Origin of the sequence: Hyphococcus luteus (assembly GCF_002943565.1) — a bacterium.
GTDB lineage: Bacteria > Pseudomonadota > Alphaproteobacteria > Caulobacterales > Parvularculaceae > Hyphococcus > Hyphococcus luteus.
The window spans coordinates 169,890-187,197 of record NZ_PJCH01000010.1 but is presented as its reverse complement, the minus strand read 5'-3'; the positions used below and the strand labels follow the sequence as shown (position 1 = coordinate 187,197).

General features: G+C 56.7%; 25 protein-coding genes. 11 read left to right on the top strand and 14 right to left on the bottom strand.

Translation table 11 applies throughout. The annotated features are described in order from the left end of the window. Positions 1-156: 156 nt before the first annotated feature. Both CW354_RS14010 and CW354_RS14005 read left to right on the top strand, forming a co-directional pair. Positions 157-750: an RNA polymerase sigma factor gene (locus CW354_RS14010; protein WP_165793718.1), complete on the top strand. Its 594-nt coding sequence runs from the start codon at positions 157-159 to the stop codon at positions 748-750. Between the two features lie 119 nt (positions 751-869). Beyond that, positions 870-1,307: a PH domain-containing protein gene (locus tag CW354_RS14005; protein ID WP_104830707.1), complete on the top strand. Its 438-nt coding sequence runs from the start codon at positions 870-872 to the stop codon at positions 1,305-1,307. An 88-nt stretch (positions 1,308-1,395) separates the two neighbouring features. On the opposite strand, the gene CW354_RS14000 is transcribed toward CW354_RS14005, so the two are convergent. Further along, positions 1,396-1,647 carry a GlsB/YeaQ/YmgE family stress response membrane protein gene (locus CW354_RS14000; RefSeq protein ID WP_104830784.1) on the bottom strand — a complete coding sequence of 84 codons (252 nt, stop codon included), beginning with the start codon at positions 1,645-1,647 and terminating at the stop codon, positions 1,396-1,398. Positions 1,648-1,784: 137 nt separating this feature from the next. Between CW354_RS14000 and CW354_RS13995 the strand changes: the two genes are divergently transcribed. Beyond that, on the top strand, positions 1,785-2,033 hold the full coding sequence (locus CW354_RS13995) for a hypothetical protein (RefSeq protein ID WP_104830706.1): 249 nt from the start codon (positions 1,785-1,787) through the stop codon (positions 2,031-2,033). A gap of 137 nt (positions 2,034-2,170) precedes the next feature. Here CW354_RS13995 and CW354_RS13990 read toward each other — a convergent pair whose 3' ends face one another. The 3 genes from CW354_RS13990 to CW354_RS13980 all read right to left on the bottom strand — a co-directional run bounded on the left by CW354_RS13990 (position 2,171) and on the right by CW354_RS13980 (position 3,730). Further along, complete coding sequence (locus tag CW354_RS13990; RefSeq protein ID WP_104830705.1) at positions 2,171-2,683, bottom strand: hypothetical protein; 513 nt, start codon at positions 2,681-2,683, stop codon at positions 2,171-2,173. Between the two features lie 188 nt (positions 2,684-2,871). Then, complete coding sequence (locus tag CW354_RS23695) at positions 2,872-3,354, bottom strand: hypothetical protein (protein WP_207764818.1); 483 nt, start codon at positions 3,352-3,354, stop codon at positions 2,872-2,874. Positions 3,355-3,397: 43 nt separating this feature from the next. Continuing rightward, positions 3,398-3,730, bottom strand: coding sequence for a PRC-barrel domain-containing protein (locus tag CW354_RS13980; protein WP_207764817.1), 333 nt, complete (start codon positions 3,728-3,730; stop codon positions 3,398-3,400). A gap of 253 nt (positions 3,731-3,983) precedes the next feature. On the opposite strand from CW354_RS13980, the gene CW354_RS13975 reads away from it, so the two are divergent. Beyond that, positions 3,984-4,109 (top strand): entericidin A/B family lipoprotein, encoded by a 126-nt coding sequence (locus CW354_RS13975; protein ID WP_104830703.1) that lies wholly within the window; start codon positions 3,984-3,986, stop codon positions 4,107-4,109. 429 nt (positions 4,110-4,538) lie between these two features. Here CW354_RS13975 and CW354_RS13965 read toward each other — a convergent pair whose 3' ends face one another. Further along, positions 4,539-6,398, bottom strand: a complete 1,860-nt coding sequence (locus tag CW354_RS13965) for an SLC13 family permease (protein WP_133162315.1) — start codon at positions 6,396-6,398, stop codon at positions 4,539-4,541. 207 nt (positions 6,399-6,605) lie between these two features. Here CW354_RS13965 and CW354_RS23455 point away from each other — a divergent pair, with 207 nt between their 5' ends. From CW354_RS23455 to CW354_RS24085, 4 genes are all read left to right on the top strand, one after another. Further along, entirely contained in the window at positions 6,606-6,752 is a 147-nt protein-coding gene (locus CW354_RS23455) for a hypothetical protein (RefSeq protein WP_165793717.1), read from the top strand. Positions 6,753-6,831: 79 nt separating this feature from the next. After that, positions 6,832-7,101, top strand: a complete 270-nt coding sequence (locus CW354_RS23110) for a hypothetical protein (protein WP_133162314.1) — start codon at positions 6,832-6,834, stop codon at positions 7,099-7,101. Positions 7,102-7,252: 151 nt separating this feature from the next. Then, positions 7,253-8,152 carry a hypothetical protein gene (locus tag CW354_RS13960; RefSeq protein WP_133162313.1) on the top strand — a complete coding sequence of 300 codons (900 nt, stop codon included), beginning with the start codon at positions 7,253-7,255 and terminating at the stop codon, positions 8,150-8,152. Next, positions 8,137-8,505: a zinc-finger domain-containing protein gene (locus tag CW354_RS24085; protein WP_423793531.1), complete on the top strand. Its 369-nt coding sequence runs from the start codon at positions 8,137-8,139 to the stop codon at positions 8,503-8,505. The genes CW354_RS13960 and CW354_RS24085 overlap by 16 nt, the downstream gene beginning before the upstream one ends. 3 nt (positions 8,506-8,508) lie before the next feature. Here CW354_RS24085 and CW354_RS23445 read toward each other — a convergent pair whose 3' ends face one another. Continuing rightward, on the bottom strand, positions 8,509-8,655 hold the full coding sequence (locus tag CW354_RS23445; RefSeq protein ID WP_165793715.1) for a hypothetical protein: 147 nt from the start codon (positions 8,653-8,655) through the stop codon (positions 8,509-8,511). 332 nt (positions 8,656-8,987) lie between these two features. Between CW354_RS23445 and CW354_RS13950 the strand changes: the two genes are divergently transcribed. The 3 genes from CW354_RS13950 to CW354_RS13940 all read left to right on the top strand — a co-directional run bounded on the left by CW354_RS13950 (position 8,988) and on the right by CW354_RS13940 (position 10,344). Further along, complete coding sequence (locus tag CW354_RS13950) at positions 8,988-9,167, top strand: hypothetical protein (RefSeq protein ID WP_104830699.1); 180 nt, start codon at positions 8,988-8,990, stop codon at positions 9,165-9,167. 36 nt (positions 9,168-9,203) lie between these two features. Next, complete coding sequence (locus CW354_RS13945) at positions 9,204-9,410, top strand: hypothetical protein (protein WP_104830698.1); 207 nt, start codon at positions 9,204-9,206, stop codon at positions 9,408-9,410. A gap of 64 nt (positions 9,411-9,474) precedes the next feature. Further along, positions 9,475-10,344: a transglutaminase family protein gene (locus tag CW354_RS13940; protein ID WP_104830697.1), complete on the top strand. Its 870-nt coding sequence runs from the start codon at positions 9,475-9,477 to the stop codon at positions 10,342-10,344. A gap of 108 nt (positions 10,345-10,452) precedes the next feature. Here the strand turns inward: CW354_RS13940 and CW354_RS23440 are convergent, their stop codons facing one another. The 8 genes from CW354_RS23440 to CW354_RS13905 all read right to left on the bottom strand — a co-directional run bounded on the left by CW354_RS23440 (position 10,453) and on the right by CW354_RS13905 (position 17,240). Further along, complete coding sequence (locus CW354_RS23440; RefSeq protein ID WP_165793714.1) at positions 10,453-10,608, bottom strand: hypothetical protein; 156 nt, start codon at positions 10,606-10,608, stop codon at positions 10,453-10,455. A gap of 147 nt (positions 10,609-10,755) precedes the next feature. Continuing rightward, complete coding sequence (locus tag CW354_RS13935) at positions 10,756-11,574, bottom strand: hypothetical protein (protein WP_104830696.1); 819 nt, start codon at positions 11,572-11,574, stop codon at positions 10,756-10,758. Positions 11,575-11,601: 27 nt separating this feature from the next. Continuing rightward, complete coding sequence (locus CW354_RS13930) at positions 11,602-11,925, bottom strand: XRE family transcriptional regulator (RefSeq protein ID WP_104830695.1); 324 nt, start codon at positions 11,923-11,925, stop codon at positions 11,602-11,604. A 2-nt stretch (positions 11,926-11,927) separates the two neighbouring features. Beyond that, entirely contained in the window at positions 11,928-12,281 is a 354-nt protein-coding gene (locus CW354_RS13925) for a type II toxin-antitoxin system RelE/ParE family toxin (protein ID WP_104830694.1), read from the bottom strand. Continuing rightward, positions 12,278-13,540: a site-specific integrase gene (locus tag CW354_RS13920; protein WP_104830693.1), complete on the bottom strand. Its 1,263-nt coding sequence runs from the start codon at positions 13,538-13,540 to the stop codon at positions 12,278-12,280. The genes CW354_RS13925 and CW354_RS13920 overlap by 4 nt, the downstream gene beginning before the upstream one ends. A gap of 683 nt (positions 13,541-14,223) precedes the next feature. After that, on the bottom strand, positions 14,224-15,012 hold the full coding sequence (locus CW354_RS13915; protein ID WP_104830692.1) for an SDR family NAD(P)-dependent oxidoreductase: 789 nt from the start codon (positions 15,010-15,012) through the stop codon (positions 14,224-14,226). A gap of 23 nt (positions 15,013-15,035) precedes the next feature. After that, the gene (locus tag CW354_RS13910) at positions 15,036-15,869 is read right to left on the bottom strand and encodes a TauD/TfdA dioxygenase family protein (protein ID WP_423793534.1); all 834 of its coding nucleotides are present in this window, start codon (positions 15,867-15,869) and stop codon (positions 15,036-15,038) included. Positions 15,870-15,941: 72 nt separating this feature from the next. Next, complete coding sequence (locus CW354_RS13905) at positions 15,942-17,240, bottom strand: spinster family MFS transporter (protein ID WP_165793713.1); 1,299 nt, start codon at positions 17,238-17,240, stop codon at positions 15,942-15,944. Positions 17,241-17,308 lie beyond the last annotated feature (68 nt).

The following is a 17,308-nucleotide window of genomic DNA, read 5'->3' as shown; positions in this document are numbered from 1 at the left end:
AGCGATTGGCGCTGCACTGATCCTGCTGGCGCGCCTGATCAGACGAATACGAAGACAGTTATCACCTCCAGCTTATAGTCCAGACTTTCCCCTCTGCGCCGTATGCAGACGTCATTGCGGGGTGAGCAGAGTATTTACATAGAAGGGACGATATTCATGACCATTCAAAATACTTTTTTCGCCATAGATTGCGCCTCACCGGCTATCCGCGCCGAGTTGCAGGATCAATCCGCTGAACGGACAGGTGAAACAATCAATTCGCAAGAATTGACTGATCTGTTGCCCTACTTGCATCGCTTTGCATGCAGCCTGACGCGAAATGCGGATGACGCGGCAGACCTGGTGCAAGATACAGTTGAGCGAGCGCTCATAAAATCGCATCTATTCGACGGCGCCAACCTTCGCGCCTGGCTCACAACGATTTGCAAAAGAATATTCCTAAATAACATAAGGCGAGACAAATCGCGTGGCGTCGCTATTTCCTATGATGACGCTCCCTCATACAGCCTTTGCACGCGGGCGATCCAGGACGATCACATGCATTTTTCAGATGTTGCTGGTGCTCTGGATCGACTTACAATGAACGACAAGCAGGTTATTGCACTCAGCGCCCTCGATGGACTGAAATACGCTGAAATCGCGGAGCATACTAACGTGCCGATTGGCACTGTTCGCTCTCGACTTTCACGGGCGCGATCAAGGCTTGTCGACCTCGTTGAGGACGGATCGCTTTCGCGGCGCGCCGCATAACAGAGGGCCCCGCCCAATTGTGTCGACGGGCGGTGAAAGAGCAGTACGCCGCCACTTCCTCTCGATGCGATACCGCTTAGCATGCCAACGCTGCATCATACTTTCTCTAAAAGCGCATTATGAGCTACATTTCAAAAACACTCGGCCAACATGAAATCGTGATTTCAAGCGCTCACTTTCATTGGCTTTACTGGATCGGGGCCTGGCTCGCCCTGCTCTCGTTAGGCCTTGTTGGGGTTGGTTTCATTATCTTCTTTCATCTGTGGGTTACCGCCGCAACGACGGAGATTGTGGTGACCAACCATCGTGTTGTCGTAAAAACAGGGTGGCTGCGGCGTTACACCCGCGAACTTCCAATTCGCAGCATCGAACTGGTGACAATCCAGCAGGGATTTTGGGCGCGCATTTTCGGATACGGCCGCCTGGTTATCCATGGCAGCGGAGACGCTGATATCAAAATTCGCCCGATCGCAAATCCTTTACTGTTCCGCAAAGCTATTGAAAATGTCAGCAATCCTAACCCCGACTGGCCTATGAATGCGAAGTCGACACCTTAACCAAAAAGATCAACATCAAAGGATGCGTTCTCAGGCGCACCAGTTTGATCCACGATTCATCACGGATCTCCTGGCAAATCGCGACCTGCTAAACGCTACGGACCAGACGAATCAAGAACAGAACGATAACCGCACCGGTCGTGGCGCCCAGAATGGCGCCGAGGACGCCGTTGCTGACGATGCCGAACTGCCCAAAGAGCCAGCCGCCAACAAATGCGCCGACAATTCCCACTACAATATTCCCGATCAGACCAAAGCCGTAGCCCTTCACGATAATACCGGCAAGCCATCCGGCGATAGCGCCGATGAGCAGCCAGATCAGTAATCCGCTGAGTGACATTTTATATCTCCTATAAACTGGGCCAGTGAAACGCATTCTGTACGGAATGGTTCCGTTTTAGATGGCGTCTTGACGCCTGTTCCGGAACCTTGCGGCAACGTAGATGTTAATTGGGAACTTGATCCAGGAGTATAGTAATGAACAAGGCCAATCATGCCGCCCAACAACAGGAAACGCCTTTCGGCGCTTTCAAAAAAGCCGTCGCCAGGTTTATAGGCGTTAAACGCCTTCAGCATGGAGTAGACTTTGCAGAAGACGACAGCATCAGGGATGTATTTGTTGGCAAGCGTCAATATAATATGGGCGATCTATGGCGGGAGCCGTTGGACGCTAACTCAGACGCTGAAGAAATTCCATCTGGCGTTAGCATTGAACGGGAGCAATAAGCCTTGCAAAAACGCAAAAAATTGCGATCGCCACGTTTTCCGGCGACCGCAATCTAATAACAATATGCTAGTGCTGCTTAGGTTTCCCGGCAAGCATGCACAAATTCATATCGCAATAAACATCTAAAAAAATCGCCTTAGGCAGGATTTCGACGGCGACGAGATGCAAAACCTAATCCAAATAGAGCCGAAAAGAACAAAGGCAGGGCCGCAGGTATGGGAACTTCCGAGATTTTAGTTTCAACATCAACACCAAATCCGGCCCCGGCGACAGAGTCAGACCAATCAAAAACCAGGCGCTGTGATTGAAACATATCGGAAAAGACTGTCGACAGCGTATCAATGCCTGCAGCCTGAACAAGGGTATTCAGCGTGACTCCGTCGAGCCAGGAGATGGTCAGGTCGGTGAAAAGCGTATCGACCGCAGCGCTTGTCACCGCCGCATCAGCGACTGCAAGGACCGAACCACTCGGGTTCGTGAAGTCGATTGTGTACGACCCTGCCCCGCCTGCAGTCGACGAAACGACGCCGAAGAACAGATCGTCAGACTGGACATTATAGGGACCGCCTCCCTGTGCCACGATGGTTGAGGCGTTCGCGGCCATCGGCAGCGATGCTGCGCAGACGGCCACTATCAGAAATTTTCTCATTATCTAACCTTTCATAAATATTTTCGAAAAAGCGAATGTGGTCCTTCAATGGTCGGAAATTTGATGACTGACCCGCCCCCGAGGGGCCGGGGGGGCGTGAGGGCGGGTCAGACCGGCAAGGCCAGGAGATTCTGACCTACCAGATTCCTGGCCTCGACTTATTGAGGGACGCGTTTCCTAGCCAGCTGTCAGTGGAGCGCTTTTTCAGCGGCCGCCAATTCGGTCATGCATTCTTTGTCATTTTTCGCTTTATGCGCTTTTTCAGCAGCAGAAAAATGCTTGAAGGCGGCGTCTTTCTTGTCGCCCGCGGGCGCCTTGTCGCAGGCCGCTTTAACGGTTTTAAGTTTGCTTTCGGCGTTATTGTTCGAATTCACAGGATTTCGCCTTTTCAGTGTTTTATGCGCAGATGCGCACGGGGGTTCTGCCGGGCCAATTTGGACGGCGGTGGAATAATTTTTAGGAAGCAACTGCTCCAGTAGCTCGTTCGCCTTGTCGGGGTTCGCTTTGGAGAGCTCCAGACCGAGGTAAATGAGAGAGCGGATCGCAGCGGATCGGCTCGCGGCGCGGTTTTCGGAGCGCCAGTCATCAATCATGGTCAGCTCTGAGTCGGCCACCATGATCTGAAGCTTTTCGATAAGCTTTTCAGGTGAAGATGATTTCGACTGGATCATGCGATACCCGACACCTCGTCATCAATAGCTGGTGCGGCGGCGCTTATTTATAATAAGCATCATGTGTTGTTTTGAAGGAAGCATCAGAAAAGTCCGGCCATTTATCCTTGTCAAAACCGGGAGCGTCTTTAAGGCGCTGCTTATCTGCATCCAGGATCATGCATTTATTTTCGGTATCGACTTTCAACCGGCCGAAGGGAACTGCGAATAATTTCTCACCCAGCCCCATAATGCCGCCAAAAGACAGTACCGCGTACTGAATGGCGCCGTCATTCGTATCAATCATGAGATCTTCGATCTTACCGAGGTCTTCACCCTTAGCGTTTTTGACATGATCGCCGGTGATCGTACTTGAAGACAGCAGGTTATTGGTCATAGCTTTTCCCATATTTGATGAGCGGTTTCTCGCTTAAAGCAGAGGTCATCAATTGATTTCTATTCTTGCAGCTACAATGACAATTGATCAGCTTCCCCTAGTCTGACAAGGCTCGGAATATACTCACCTACAGCCCACAGTTTTTTGGAGACAACGAAATAAATTTAATTCCAACCAGCTCCCTGCGGAACCCTTGTCTTCGCGGCGAGTTGTTCACGCATGCACGGCCTACCGGCCGCTTGTGGAGGCTCCCATGCGAATATTAAGTATGCTGCTAATTACCTGTCTGTTTCTGTCTTCCTGCGAAACCATCAAGGGCGTTGGACGCGACGTGGAAGATGCGGGCGAAGCGATCGACGATTCGATTGACGACGAATAAAACGCGAAAATGCGCCATGTTCCTTTATGCGCGCATCCGGTTTTTTTTGCTTTGCGGAACATCTTTCTGGCTTTTAGCCGCGTGTTCCGTCTTCCCGAAACATCATCCTGAAACCGTCGCCACGAATGAGGTCGCTATGAAAATAAAAGGCGGCATGCGGCGTCTTGGCGCGTCATCGGCCAGGAGCGAATGCTATGCAAACCGCATTTCTGGCGCTTTGATCGAAAGCGAAGCAGTCGAGGCGGCGAAACTCATTGAAAGCGCGCTTTCAAGGGACGAAATGCGGGATAACGTGCTTGCCGCCAGCGTTCCGATCAGAAAGGCGTTCATCAGGGCGCATTTCGGATGCTCTCTTTCAGGATAGCGCCTTTCGATAAATTGTTTGAAGTTGTGCCGCGAAATTCTGATTTTCGAATGTCTGTCGCACCGTTAGTCCAGCAGTCCGTAGCGCCACGGCATGAACAAACTGAAAGCAATCCAAAGCAGTACGACCAATGGCGCCCCGGCGCGCATGAAATCCTTGAAGCGGTAATAACCCGGGCCCATCACAAGCAAATTCGTCTGGTAGCCGACCGGCGTCGCGAACGAACAGCTGGCGCCGAACATCACAGCCAGCGCGAACGGCATGGGATCGGTGTCCAGGCCGTTCGCCAGACCCAGCGCTATCGGCGTGAAAAGGATAGCGGCAGCGTTGTTGGAGAGGACATTCGTCAACAGCGCAACAAGCAGAAACAGCACGGAAAGGACCGCCGCCTTTCCCGCCGGACCGGCCAATCCGATCACGCCGCCGGCGAGATACGAAGCCGCGCCAGTCTCCAGCATGGCGGCGCCGAGCGCCAAAGATGCGCCCACCATTAAGAATATCTGGCGATCCAGCGCCGCCGTCGCCTGGTTCAGGGTTAAAACGCCGGTGATCAGCATCAACGCAACGCCGCCGACTGCAGCTGCAGCAATCGGCAAGATACCGGTAGAGGCGAGGAAAATAACGGCGGCGAAGATCGCCCCGGCCATCTTTGCATTGCGGGTCGCCGGGAGTTGCTGGGTCGTGCCGTCGAGCATCACGACGCTGCGATGCTTGCGCATGCGGTCGAGCGCCTCACGGTCGCCCTGCACCACAAGCACGTCGCCTTCTTGCAGCAGAGCGCCGGTAAGGTGGCGCTGGGTCAGGCGGGATTGCCGCTCTATCCCCAGCACCAGACAGTCATACCGGGCGCGAAACCCGACCTCTTCGAGAGAAAGCCCGGCGATATTCGATCCCGGCGCAATCATCACCTCTGCAATCATCTGGCCCCGCGACAGCCATTTCTTGCGCTCCTCTTCGTCCGCCGGAAGATCCTGTTCTCCCGACACGCTGAACATGAGGCGCGAGAACTTGGTTTGCGCTTCGGCCAACGCCTCATTCGTGGCCATGAAAACCAGAATGTCATTATCGTCTATCTTTAAATGCTCGAATGGAGGTATGTAAGCATGTTCGCCACGCTGCACGAGAATAAGGCGGGAACCGCGTATGCCCAGAATATTGAAACGGGCGGTCTCGCCGACCAGTTTAGACTCGCGCCCCACCGTAAGCTGCGCGATGAAGCGCCGGTTCTTTCCGGTCATATACCGCTCGACGGGCGAGTGACGTCGGGGCAGCAGATGCGGCATGACAAAAATGACATAGAGAATGCCCACGCTCGCTAGCGCCAGGCCGGGCACGATGAAATCAAAAAAGCCGAGCGGTTCCTCACCGAGTTCACTGAGGGCGCCGGAAACAAGCAAGTTGGTTGAAGATCCAATTAGCGTGGTCATGCCAGCGAGAATCGCGATGAATGAAAGCGGCATCATCACGCGGCTTGGACCCACAGAAAAGCGTCGCGCAATCGTCTCCATGATCGGAATGAAGATCACGACGACTGGGGTATTATTCACAAACGGACTCGCCAGGAACACCGTCGCGAAACAAATCCCGATTGCAAGCCGTCGGCGGCTGCCGACGCGGTCAAGGAACAAGCCCAGCGCCCAATCCAAAGCTCCCGAACGCCAAAGTCCGTTCCCAACCACTAATAATGCGAGAACCGCGATAAGAGCGGGATTTGCGAATCCCGCCAGCAACCGAGCGGTATTGAGCGGATTTCCTTCTTCAGAGCCGACAACAGGGATAAGCTCGAACAGAAGAAGCATAGCGGTCAGCAAAAGAAGGGATGTCACCTCAATCTTAAGCCGATCGGATGAAAACCCCACGACAGCCATTACGACCAGCGCATAAGTCGCCCAGATATGAAAGGCGCCTGTCAATGGTTCTGTCATGACCGCGCCATTCACCCTACCCTTCCAGAATGCGGGAGTTCACAGACTCAATAATTGGGCGCGATTGCGCGCTTTCGTTCAATGTCAGAAGTCCGTACAAAAATATTTTCCTTATATTGGCGTTGCCCATTGTATAGCGAGGCCTCGGCGCCCATTTTATAGAGTGCGCCAGCAAATCATTGCCGTGCAAAATGAAAGTTACATGACATGTTCAAGAAAAGCGATAATCAAGGCGATAAAACCCCGAAACAAGAAAACAAAGACCATGTTTCCAAAACGGCGGAGACGGCCGGTCAATCTGCGCCCAAAGCGGAAAAATCGGCTGCGCCCGCCTGCGAAGACAAAAAATCTTAAACCGCCTTGCGGAGGGGGCTTTTCCCCTCTCCGCGACTGTCTGATTTAGCGTCATGCGTCATCATACGGATTTTTTCCCATGCGCGCGCCAGTAGTCTATTCGCGAATCAATTTTCGGCGCCCTTTTTCTTTAACAGGCATCGCCGCCAGACAACCTGCCGGGTCATACAGTATCGAAACCCGTGACCGGCATTATTGGACGTTCCCGTTCTCCTGGGAGAAAAAGACGAAAACCACCATCCGATTGCACATGCTGTCGGGGCTGCAAGGCAGCCTGCATGAGGTCGAGCTCGATCCGAGAGACTTGTTCCGCGCACTGGAAAGCGACCGTTTAGCTGTCGCTGCATGATGCAGGCAATGTCGCGACGCCGTTTCCCGGGCTCTCTGCGCGGATAAGCGGTTGAGCCAGGCGTTGTCGAAGCGCAACTCCACATTTTTGCGCTGAAGCCTGAAACCGTCTCGCGCCTTACCCCTCCAATACTGAGTGCAGGACACAAAGAATGGCCAGTCGAATATTGAAAACCCTTAGCGCCGCCATGGTTTGCATGGCGCTTCCGTTTACGCTTCAACTGACGTTTTTCTTTGTTGCGCCAGCGTCAGCACAGGCGCAATCGCGCAGCTTCGATCCGCCTCAAAACGCACACAAAAGGAGCTATGGCGGCGGCTGGGAATGCGACCAGGGCTTTCAGGAAAAGGCTGGCGCCTGCGTCGCTGTTGTCGTTCCTGAATATGCTTATGGCACAAACGCTTCATATGGGCGCGCGTGGGAATGCCGTCGCGGCTATCGCCGATCCGAAGGGGCGTGCGCTGAAATCAACGTGCCGGAGAACGCCTACCTTACTTCCTTCGGGGATCAATGGAGCTGCAATCGAGGATACAGGAAGGCAAACAAGACTTGCGTTGAAATCAACGTGCCGGAAAACGGCTTTCTTTCCGATGCGAGCTATGGAGAAGGTTGGGAGTGCAACCGCGGTTACCGCGCCAGCGAAGAAGGCTGCGCTGCTATAGGCGTTCCCGTCAATGCATATCCAACAAATACGTCCCATGGTTCTGGCTGGGAGTGCGAGCATGGTCACCGCGCTGTTGGAGACCGATGCGAAGCCATTTCCGCGCCCAGGAACGGATTTCTCGTGGTTTCAGGTTATGGACGCGGCTGGGAGTGCGACCGCGGGTTTCGTGCGACGGATAATGCTTGCATCAAAGTGAACGTGCCCGAGCACGGGTTTTTGACCGGAAACCTCTATGGTTCCGGCTGGAAATGCGAAAGAGGGTTTCGGACGAATGGCGCAAACTGCGTCGCCGTCATTATTCCGAAGGGCGCCCACCTCGATTATTCCGGCAATGACTGGGAATGCGACAAGCTTCACCGGCGGCGGGGTAATCAATGTCTGGCGGAATGAGAGCGCTCCCTCCCCAATCCGTCTCTATTCTCAGATGGGAATCCGAGGGCGGCTCGTTGACGGCGCCGACGACGCCGCTTTACGGACGTGATCAAATAGATGGATCTGAGACCGCCACGCCGCGCCGCTTCTCAAAATTACGCAATGACGACGGGATTGCCGAGATCCGGATCGGGATGCGGGAATTCGAATGTATTGGCGCATCGCCGCCCCATGACCATCCCCATGTCTATTTGAATATGGGCTTATCCGATTCCATGCTCTGCCCCTATTGTGCGACTGCGTATTGCTTCGATACGGCGTTGGCGCCGGACAGCGTCATGCCGAGAGACTGCCTCTACAGGCAGTGTTGATTTTTATTTCTTGCCGCCCTTTTTTTGTTGCGGATTGAGCTTGTTTTCAAAGGTTGCGGAGACGCCTGAAAGCTTGCTTTCTGTCTTCTTGGGTTTGTTCTGTTTCGGTTTTTTGGGTTCGCGATTGCTGCGTTGTTGACCTTTGGCCATATTGGAAAATTCCTGTTCAAATAAACGCATTTTGAGAGGATCGCCCGCTAGGCGAAAGCGCCGGCAGGCGATCCTTCTCCCCCGAAGACTCAAGAAGCTATCAATATATCGGCAAGTGCACGGCGGATTGTCTATTCCTGAACGCCAATCGCGATTGCATCGAAGAACGCGTATTGACCATTAACGATTTGCCTTGAACCAGACGTTTGCAAGCAAATTTCCGTATTCAAACGAAATACCTTAAAATGTTGGAAAAAAGCTCCTGAAATGGCCATTGTCGATTGAATCGCGCCGACCGGGTCGCCATTTAAATACTTGAAGGGAATTTAGAAATGACGGAAGAAATCACGAAAACCGATACTGAAAGAACATTGGACGGGGAGATGCAGAAATATGGGATCAAACGTGTTCCTGTCGATTATTTCCACATCAATGGTTTTCGATATACCGATCTGAAGGACGCCGTCGCCCAGGCGAAACGTACGAACGCTACAAAAAAGGCGTCAGTTTAGGCGACCATCGCGAAGGGCGCAGAAATCAGGGAATAAATGGAAAAACTGCAAATATCGCGCAATGGCGAGACGGATCAATTTTCCGTCGTTATTTCGAGAGGAGATGACACCATCCGATGCATGGTTTCTGTCGCCGCAGGTCACGGAGAAAACACTCAGTCAGACGAAGACAAAGAACGGGCGGCGCTTTCGAAAGCCAAGGCATTGGCCAAGGCGCTGGACGATGCAATCCAGGCGGATTGATAAACCAAGCTAACAGCGAGCTGACGGCAGGACCTATAATCGTCTCCCCAAAACAGGAAATTTATTGACCAGGATTTCAATCCACCACCAGACGACTTATCGATACCGGGCGCCGCTGGCATTCGGACCACATCGGTTGATGCTGCGCCCGCGCGAGAGCCGCAACCTTCGCCTTATCGCCCATGATCTGACGTTTACGCCGGATGCCACTGTGACATGGGCGCACGACGTCTTCGGCAACGCCGTTGCTACCGCCATATTTGACCAACGTGCGGATACGCTGGTCATCGGCAGCATTGCCGAACTCACGCTCGACGCCGACCAGTGGCCCGTCTTTGATATCGCCGCATCGGCTGCGCATTACCCGTTTCTGCTGACCGAGGACGATATGACGGACCTTGGCGCCCTGCGGCTTCAGAGCTATCTCGATAGCTCCGGGCGACTCGCTAAGTGGACGCAAGGCTTCGTCGCCGGTGACCCGACTGGAACGCTTGCTCTGCTGAAGGACATCTCTTCCGGCGTCGCAGCGCAGATTGCTTACGAAATTCGTGAAGAAGAGAACACCCAGTCGCCGGAGGAGACGCTGGATCGCGGACGAGGCTCGTGTCGCGATTTCGCGGCGCTGTTTGTCGACGCCGTTCGCAGTCTCGGTTTCGGCGCCCGCATTGTCTCGGGATATCTTTACGATCCGGATCAGAATGCGCTTGGCTCAGCCGGCGCCGGATCGACCCATGCCTGGGCAGAGGTCTATGTGCCCGGCGCGGGGTGGATTACCTTTGATCCAACGAACCGAAGCGTCGGCGGTTTCAATCTGATCCCGGTCGCCGTCGGCCGCCACATTCGCCAAACCATGCCCGTCGTCGGCAGTTTCGTCGGCGACGGAAATTCCTTTGAACGGATGGACGTGCGGGTGGACGTCGCGTCTTCGGAATAAGCCGTTCATTCCCAAGCGCTTCAAGAAACCGCCGGACTAACAAATCGATGGACCACCTCTATGTGGCGGCGCACTTCATCAGCCCCGCTATTGGCCGATGGTAGGGAGTTAGCTGAATAAAATGTCGGCCATATGCGGCTCTCGGTTCAAGAGAATCCAGTGACGCGCCGCTGCGCCGCCTGTTGCAGCACGACGCGCATCGCCTGCTCGCAAAGCGCGCGCGGACAAGCCGATCGTCAGCAATGGGATTTTCGCACGGGTCATGCTGGCCCCGCCTCGCCCGTGTGGCGGCGCGCGCTCGCCGCCATCCACTCATAGAGCGCCCGGCGCCGATAGCGCACACCCCCTGCAGTCACGGCTTCTACCGCCCATCTTTTCGCTTCAGGGACACGCGGCGGGGGCGCGCCGCGTTTAACGCCTGTTCGACCGGAAGATTTCACCAAGCTTGCGCTGGATCGTCGCAACGCTCGGCAGGTCGGACTCCTCGAACTCTTTGGCGGCGCTCTTCCAGGCGGCATAGGCCATCGCCTTCCGTTGCATGGTCGGGTTTTCCGTCCGTAGCATCAACAGCGCCTGCGTGATGCATCGCCACGCCGCCTTCTGCGGCCGGCCGCGCAATGTCGGCTCAAGGGGCGCGCATGGGGCGGCGGCCGCGTTTTCCTTGTCCGCCTGTTCTTCGTCATCTCTCAGCAATTCCGGGACCGAAATTTGACGCAGCTCGAACCAGCGCCGCAGTTTCCCGCGCGGGACGTATATGCCCTCGATGAAGCGCCGCCCGGCTTGGGGATAATGCGCAAACGGCGTTTTCGTGAGCGCAGCGAAGGCCTCCTCCTGCCCTTCCGGGCGGGTGAGGTCGCGCAGGAGGGCGTCCCATTGTGCGGCTTCGCCCGGAAGACAGTCCTCCGATTGCATGACGCTGACGATGGTGTGCCGGTTCGCCCCGAAATATTGCTGCGGCTTTGGCGAGAGCTTTCGTTGGGATGGCGTCAGCCAGGGGGCCGGCGTTTCGATCGGAATGTGCGGCCAGTTCTCGGGCGCCTCGCGGACCTTTCTTGCGCGTTCGTCGAGACCTTCCGCCGAGGGCGGATCGAACGCGCCGGCGAACACGGCGCGCGCCAGCATGTCCATGACATCGGCGCTGTCGAGGCCGGGATGATTTTCGGCGGCCAGCTTTGCGGCCCGGCCGAGTTTCAGGAAGCGGTCATCGAATGGCGAAATGTAAGCAGGCATGCCGGTCTCCTTCCATTCGGGGCGGTGCTATTCCGCCATTGCGTCTCCCAGTGATCGGACCTTGATCGGGGCGTGGTTCGGCAGACGGATGACAATGTCCAGTTCGCCCCCCATAGCCTCGACGTAGAGCCGCAGGGTCGACAGATACATGTCGGTCTGTTTTTCAAGCTTCGAGATGGCGGGCTGGCTGATCTGCAATGTCTCGGCGAGTTTCGCTTGCGACATCGAGGTCAGCTTGCGCAGCTCGCTCAAGGTTTCAATCTCTTCGACGAGATCGGCGTAACGGCGCTCGACCTTGGCGCGCCGCGCCGGAGGGAGCTTGTCGATCACGTCTTTCAAAGCGCGGGGCATTCTTATTCTCCAAGCCTTTCTATATGGGCGGCGTAGCGTTTGTCGGCCGTCTCGATCAGGCGCTTGTAAAACCGCTTCTCGCTGACGCCGCCCTTGTCGCCCGCCACGAGAAGGATGGCGCTGCGCGCCGGATCGAAAGCGAAGGCGACGCGCCATACGCCGTCGTCAGCCCTGAACCGCAGCTCTTTCATGTTATGAAAGCGCGAGCCGTTCAGCGTATCCGCATGCGGGCGACCGAGCGCTGGCCCGAAATCCTCGAGCAGCCGGGCATGCGCCAACAGTTCTTCCTGAACTGCCTCGGCCAAGGCCAGATACTCCTCATAGAATGCATCATCGAACAATACCGACCAGCTCACGATATAACTCGCAGGTTATATTTGTCAAGGCGGACCACCCTGCCCTCGTTTGCGCGAACCCCGCCTTCATTGGCCGGGACCGGGGCTGGCGGGGGTCTGTCGGGAGCCGGTTTGAAATACTTTGCGACGGCGTTGCTGGCGTCCTTGAGCGGTTCCTGCGCGAGGTGGGCGTAGCGCGCCGTCGCCTGCACGCTGCGATGACCGAGAAGGCCCCCGATGATCGGCAGCGAGACCCCGGCAGCCGCCGCAAAGCTGGCGAAGCTGTGACGCAGATCATGGAGCCGAACGTCTTCAAGTCCGGCCCGGGCGCGAACTCGCCGCCATGGCCGCTGGAGGTCGACGAGATGGGCGCCCTCCTTGCCGCCGACCATGACGTATGGATTGCCGGCGCAGCGGGGCAGGTCTCGAAGCAGCGCCAGGGCGGCCGCGTTGAGTGGAATCAGCTTCGCCCCATACTGGCTGGTCTTGTGCTCGGCGAGCGTGAACCGTTCCTGATGGAAGTCGATAGCGTCCCAGCGCAGGGTGAGGATCTCGCTCAAACGGCAGCCGGTGAAGACAAGCATCCGCATGGCCGCCGCCATATACGTATCGACCGTTTCGTCCTGCTCGCAGATATCGATGGTCCTTAAGAGGTCCTGCAGCTCCTTCTGGCTGAGAAAGCGCTCTCGCTTGCTCTCCCTATAGGGTTTGATGAGCATCGCCGGGTTCGATCTCGGTTCGATCAACTCCTGCCGCTCCGCCCAGTTGAGCATCGCCCGCATCAGCCCGAGGGCGCGGTTGGCGTTGTAAGGCTTGTCGCGAAGGTCCGAGTGGAGTTTCGCGAGATCGCTCCGCGTCAGCTCTACAAGCTTTCTTGCGCCAAGCCGCGGCTTGATCAGTTTCGCGTACAGCCACTTATGCGCCTCCAGTGTCCGCGGCTTGCAGCGGCCTTCGCAATGTTCAGCCATATAGCGCTTGAAGAGATCGCCGACCGTTGCGCTGGCGCGCTTTCGCTCCCGGTCGCCAACGGGGTCGGCGCCACTCGAAGCCTGCGCCAGCAGCTTGATCGCCTGCTTGCGTGCTTCCGTATGGGTGATGACCCCGTGCTTGCCTATGGACCAGCGGCGGCTGCGGCCGGCTTGCGTGCGATACTGCACGACGAATGTCTTCAGCCCGGACGGCTTCACCCGCAAACCGAAACCAGTTAGGCTGTCATCCCAGAAAATCTTTTCACGGACGACTTCCGCCTTGTCGATAAATGCTTTGGACAGCTTCGCCATACTCGCTCAAATCGGTAAGCACTGGGTAAGCAATCACGCGCAAACTTCCGCATACCAGCGCAAAGTGCTGCAAATTCATTTTTAGTATAACACGTTGAAAAGCGTGCGTAAATCAAAGCACAGCAAATTTGGAAAATTAGTCCGTACACGACTCATAACCTGAAAATCGCCTGCCGATGCGGCGCGCGCGCCCAAAAACTATAACCTTCACCGGGCAGGCGCCCTAGAACATGCGTCAGACAAGACGACAGAAACGGTGGTTTCAAAGGGCCGCTATCCGGCGACATAACAGCCTAACGCGCGAAGAAGGCTGATTTCGCGGACAAGATTATCGCTCCGCGGGTCGTTGAAACAGACCGAAAGACAACAGGCTTCGCCATCTCCAAATACTCGGCAGATCGTCCGGCATCGCCGCATTGAAACAGGGAACGCCTGCTAGGCAAATGTTTAAATCGGCGGAAAACCACAGTGATCTGCGCTTCTCGTGTCCTGCACCGGTTAGGTGAGCCCTGCCGATGAACACCTCATCCTTTTCCGTTAGGCGAGTGCGTCCGGCGCGATGTATGCGGGTTGACGCCAGTGCGATTCTACCAATCGCGGCCTAGCTGAGGATGACCAGACAATGAAACAACTTGAATAGAATGGTCGGCGCGATCACAAAGTCTATCGACGCTATTCCGACTTTAAAACGAAAACGCCAAATGCGCGCCGGCGTCGACAAGCAGGGTCTCTCCGGTCACGTGGCGCGCATCCGGCGACGCCAGGAACAATGCGGCGCCGCAAATATCTTCCGCCGTTGAGGCCTCTTTTAACGGAACCGCGTTTTTGATGTGCTCACGCAAGTCGTCCATCTGATCGGCGGCAAGCCTCTTTGCAAACCATGGCGTATCAATAAATCCGGGACAAACCGCATTGACCCTGATTTTCGGCGCCAGCACGCGCGCCAGGCACAGCGTCATCGTGGTCAGCGCGCCTTTTGACGCCGCATAGGCGATGGAAGACCCGACGCCCGTAAGAGCGGCGATTGACGACGTATTGACGACCGCCGCGCGCTTGGGCGCCGCTTCGAGCAGCGGCCGCGCGCCCCGCGTCATCTGATAGGCGCCGACGACATTGACGCGATAAAGGCGCATGAAGTCTTCGCTGTTCAAGGCGCCAAGATCGCTCTGGTCCAACGCGACCGCCGTGACGCCTGCATTGTTGAACAACGCATCGATACGCCCGAAGGGCTCAGCGGCGGCGGCGATTTTCTTGCAGTCCTCGTCATCGCCGACATCCCCCCGGACCAGGACCGCTTTAGCGCCCGCCTCCTCGACCAGCGCTGCAGTCTCATCCGCCTCTGCGGCGTTCGCGTGATAATTGATAATGACGGCCTCAGCCCCGCGCGCTGCAGCCCCTTGGGCGATGGCGCGCCCAAGCCCTGTCGACGCGCCCGTTACAGCGACAATGCAGTCGGCGAAGGTCTTTGACATGGCGCCAGCCCTTTCCCGTTCCGTTAAAAAGGACGGTCGCCCTTGATTGTGACCCTGTTTCCGTAACGGCGATGGGGCCAGTAGTCCCACACCGCATGATGCTGCGCGCAGCGATTGTCCCAAAAAGCAAGGGAGCCCGGCGCCCAGCGAAAGCGGCACTGAAACGCCGGATGCGCCGCATGCCGGATCAGGAAACGCAAGATCGCATCGCTTTCGTCAGGAGGAACACCGTCGATCGCAGTCGTAAAGCCGGCATTCACATAAAGGCATTTGCGCTTCGTTTCCGGATGCGTGCGCACGACCGGATGATGGGCGCGCGGATATTGCGGCTTATCCTTGACGCCCAAATCCGCATATAGCCCTCGATAAACATGCTCGCCGTCATGGATCGCAGTCATGCCATCGAGATAGGTTTTCATCTGCGGCGACAAGGCGTCATAGGCCGCATACATGTTTGCGAACAGCGTATCGCCGCCGCAAGGCGGGGTTTGCTTGATGTAAAGAATGCTGCCCAGCGGCGGCTCGGGCTCGCAGGATACGTCCGTGTGCCATGTTTCTCCATTGGCTCTGGAAGAATTCTCATCGGCGGCGATGACCATCAGTTCCGGATGGCCGGCTTCGCTCGGGGCCGCCGGATGCGCATGCAGTTCGCCAAAGAGCTTGCCGAAGGCGACATGCTGATCCGGCGTCAGGTCCTGGCCGCGGAAGAAAATCACCAGATTTTCGAGGAAGGCGCGGCGAATTTCCTCAATGACGGCGCCGGAAAGCTCTTTGCCAAGATTGACGCCGCCAATCTCGGCGCCGATCACCGGCGTAAATTTGTTGACGGCGATGTAACGATAGCTGTCCGTCTCCATGCCCCCAACAGCGGGAGCGTTCAACGGTTTTTGCTTTAGATTCATCATTTGTTGCCTCGATTTCTAAGGCGTTCAACATGGTTTGTCGGCCCGTCCCCAGGTTTTGCCTGCAAAATAAAAGGCGATGGCGGACGGTATGTTGAACAAAAATGAAAAGGCGATCGCCATGCCGAGCGCCGCAACGCCAACGGACGGCGCCAGCGCATCGCTGATCAAACCGATCACCAGCGGCCCAAGCCCAAGCCCCACTAAATTCTGTATAAAGATCATCAACGCGGCGGCGCTCGCGCGCTCTTGCGGATCCGCAACTCCCTGGACAAGCGCGTAGGAGGCCGGCTGATAAAGCGTGTTGCAAAACACCGCCGCCACCGCGCCGATGAGCGCAAACACAAGACCTTGCGCCAGAAAAGCGGGCACGCCGACAAAGGTCGCGGCGAAAACCGTCACGGCGGGCCACCAGGCGAGCCAGCGGCGATCGCGTTTGGCGAGAAAATCCCCGGCCGCGCCGCCAATCAGGCTGCCTAACGCACCCGCAATCGCCGCTGATGCGCCCAGGATCGCCGCCGCCGCACCGACCGACATGCCGTGAGCGCGCACGAAATACGCAATGCCGAAAGCAGCGAGCCCATAGGCCACCATCAAGTGAAACGCAGATCCGGCGACGCAGAGCAGGAACGGCGGTGATTTCATCAATGCGCCGAACGCCTTAACCGCGCGCCCCGCCCTGGCGGCGGCGCCCAGGCGAACCGGCTCCTTAAGCGTGAAATAGACCAGCGCGGACACGATCAATCCGGGTGCGCCAAGCGCCATAAACGCCGCGCGCCAGCCATGGGTTTCCGCCACGAGGCCGCCGATCAGCGACGCAACAAGACCGCCGGCCGAGATGCCCACAACGAGGACGGAAAACGCAGACGAGCGCCGCTCCGGCGAAACGGAATCCGCGATAAGCGAATGTGTGCATGGCGCATATCCCGCCTCGCCGGCAGCGACTCCGGTGCGCGCGACGGCGAGATACCAAAAGCCGGGCGCCACGCCGCACAACATCGTCATGGCGCTCCAGACCGCCAGACACGCCGCAAGGATGTTGCGGCGATTGAGCCGGTCGGCGGCGCGTGCAATCGCAAGCCCCAATGTCGGGTAAACGAGCGCAAAGGCGGTTCCGCCCACCAGCCCCAGCATGGTGTCCGAAAGGCCGAATTCATTTTTGATGGGCTCGGCCACGATGCCGATAATCTGCCGGTCGGCCATGTTCAGGGTCGACACCAGAAACATGACGCCAAGGAAATACGGCAAGGACGTTCCTGCGGCCTTGCCGGACGCCGCGCCGGACATCGGGATTGCGCCGGGCTCCGGTCTGCCGCTCGCCGCCATTCTCATGTCCTCTCCTAATGAACGTCTATCTTGCGGCATGCAGCCCAAGCCGTGCTGACGGTGTTTCA

What these genes read in the sequence shown, in the direction of transcription:
- CW354_RS14010 (WP_165793718.1), top strand. Translation starts at nt 157, where the DNA reads ATGACCATTCAAAATACTTTTTTCGCCATAGATTGCGCCTCACCGGCT.
- CW354_RS14005 (WP_104830707.1), top strand. Translation starts at nt 870, where the DNA reads ATGAGCTACATTTCAAAAACACTCGGCCAACATGAAATCGTGATTTCA.
- CW354_RS14000 (WP_104830784.1), bottom strand. Translation starts at nt 1,647, where the DNA reads ATGTCACTCAGCGGATTACTGATCTGGCTGCTCATCGGCGCTATCGCC.
- CW354_RS13995 (WP_104830706.1), top strand. Translation starts at nt 1,785, where the DNA reads ATGAACAAGGCCAATCATGCCGCCCAACAACAGGAAACGCCTTTCGGC.
- CW354_RS13990 (WP_104830705.1), bottom strand. Translation starts at nt 2,683, where the DNA reads ATGAGAAAATTTCTGATAGTGGCCGTCTGCGCAGCATCGCTGCCGATG.
- CW354_RS23695 (WP_207764818.1), bottom strand. Translation starts at nt 3,354, where the DNA reads ATGATCCAGTCGAAATCATCTTCACCTGAAAAGCTTATCGAAAAGCTT.
- CW354_RS13980 (WP_207764817.1), bottom strand. Translation starts at nt 3,730, where the DNA reads ATGACCAATAACCTGCTGTCTTCAAGTACGATCACCGGCGATCATGTC.
- CW354_RS13975 (WP_104830703.1), top strand. Translation starts at nt 3,984, where the DNA reads ATGCGAATATTAAGTATGCTGCTAATTACCTGTCTGTTTCTGTCTTCC.
- CW354_RS13965 (WP_133162315.1), bottom strand. Translation starts at nt 6,398, where the DNA reads ATGACAGAACCATTGACAGGCGCCTTTCATATCTGGGCGACTTATGCG.
- CW354_RS23455 (WP_165793717.1), top strand. Translation starts at nt 6,606, where the DNA reads ATGTTCAAGAAAAGCGATAATCAAGGCGATAAAACCCCGAAACAAGAA.
- CW354_RS23110 (WP_133162314.1), top strand. Translation starts at nt 6,832, where the DNA reads ATGCGCGCGCCAGTAGTCTATTCGCGAATCAATTTTCGGCGCCCTTTT.
- CW354_RS13960 (WP_133162313.1), top strand. Translation starts at nt 7,253, where the DNA reads ATGGCCAGTCGAATATTGAAAACCCTTAGCGCCGCCATGGTTTGCATG.
- CW354_RS24085 (WP_423793531.1), top strand. Translation starts at nt 8,137, where the DNA reads ATGTCTGGCGGAATGAGAGCGCTCCCTCCCCAATCCGTCTCTATTCTC.
- CW354_RS23445 (WP_165793715.1), bottom strand. Translation starts at nt 8,655, where the DNA reads ATGGCCAAAGGTCAACAACGCAGCAATCGCGAACCCAAAAAACCGAAA.
- CW354_RS13950 (WP_104830699.1), top strand. Translation starts at nt 8,988, where the DNA reads ATGACGGAAGAAATCACGAAAACCGATACTGAAAGAACATTGGACGGG.
- CW354_RS13945 (WP_104830698.1), top strand. Translation starts at nt 9,204, where the DNA reads ATGGAAAAACTGCAAATATCGCGCAATGGCGAGACGGATCAATTTTCC.
- CW354_RS23440 (WP_165793714.1), bottom strand. Translation starts at nt 10,608, where the DNA reads ATGACCCGTGCGAAAATCCCATTGCTGACGATCGGCTTGTCCGCGCGC.
- CW354_RS13935 (WP_104830696.1), bottom strand. Translation starts at nt 11,574, where the DNA reads ATGCCTGCTTACATTTCGCCATTCGATGACCGCTTCCTGAAACTCGGC.
- CW354_RS13930 (WP_104830695.1), bottom strand. Translation starts at nt 11,925, where the DNA reads ATGCCCCGCGCTTTGAAAGACGTGATCGACAAGCTCCCTCCGGCGCGG.
- CW354_RS13920 (WP_104830693.1), bottom strand. Translation starts at nt 13,540, where the DNA reads ATGGCGAAGCTGTCCAAAGCATTTATCGACAAGGCGGAAGTCGTCCGT.
- CW354_RS13915 (WP_104830692.1), bottom strand. Translation starts at nt 15,012, where the DNA reads ATGTCAAAGACCTTCGCCGACTGCATTGTCGCTGTAACGGGCGCGTCG.
- CW354_RS13910 (WP_423793534.1), bottom strand. Translation starts at nt 15,869, where the DNA reads ATGGAGACGGACAGCTATCGTTACATCGCCGTCAACAAATTTACGCCG.
- CW354_RS13905 (WP_165793713.1), bottom strand. Translation starts at nt 17,240, where the DNA reads ATGGCGGCGAGCGGCAGACCGGAGCCCGGCGCAATCCCGATGTCCGGC.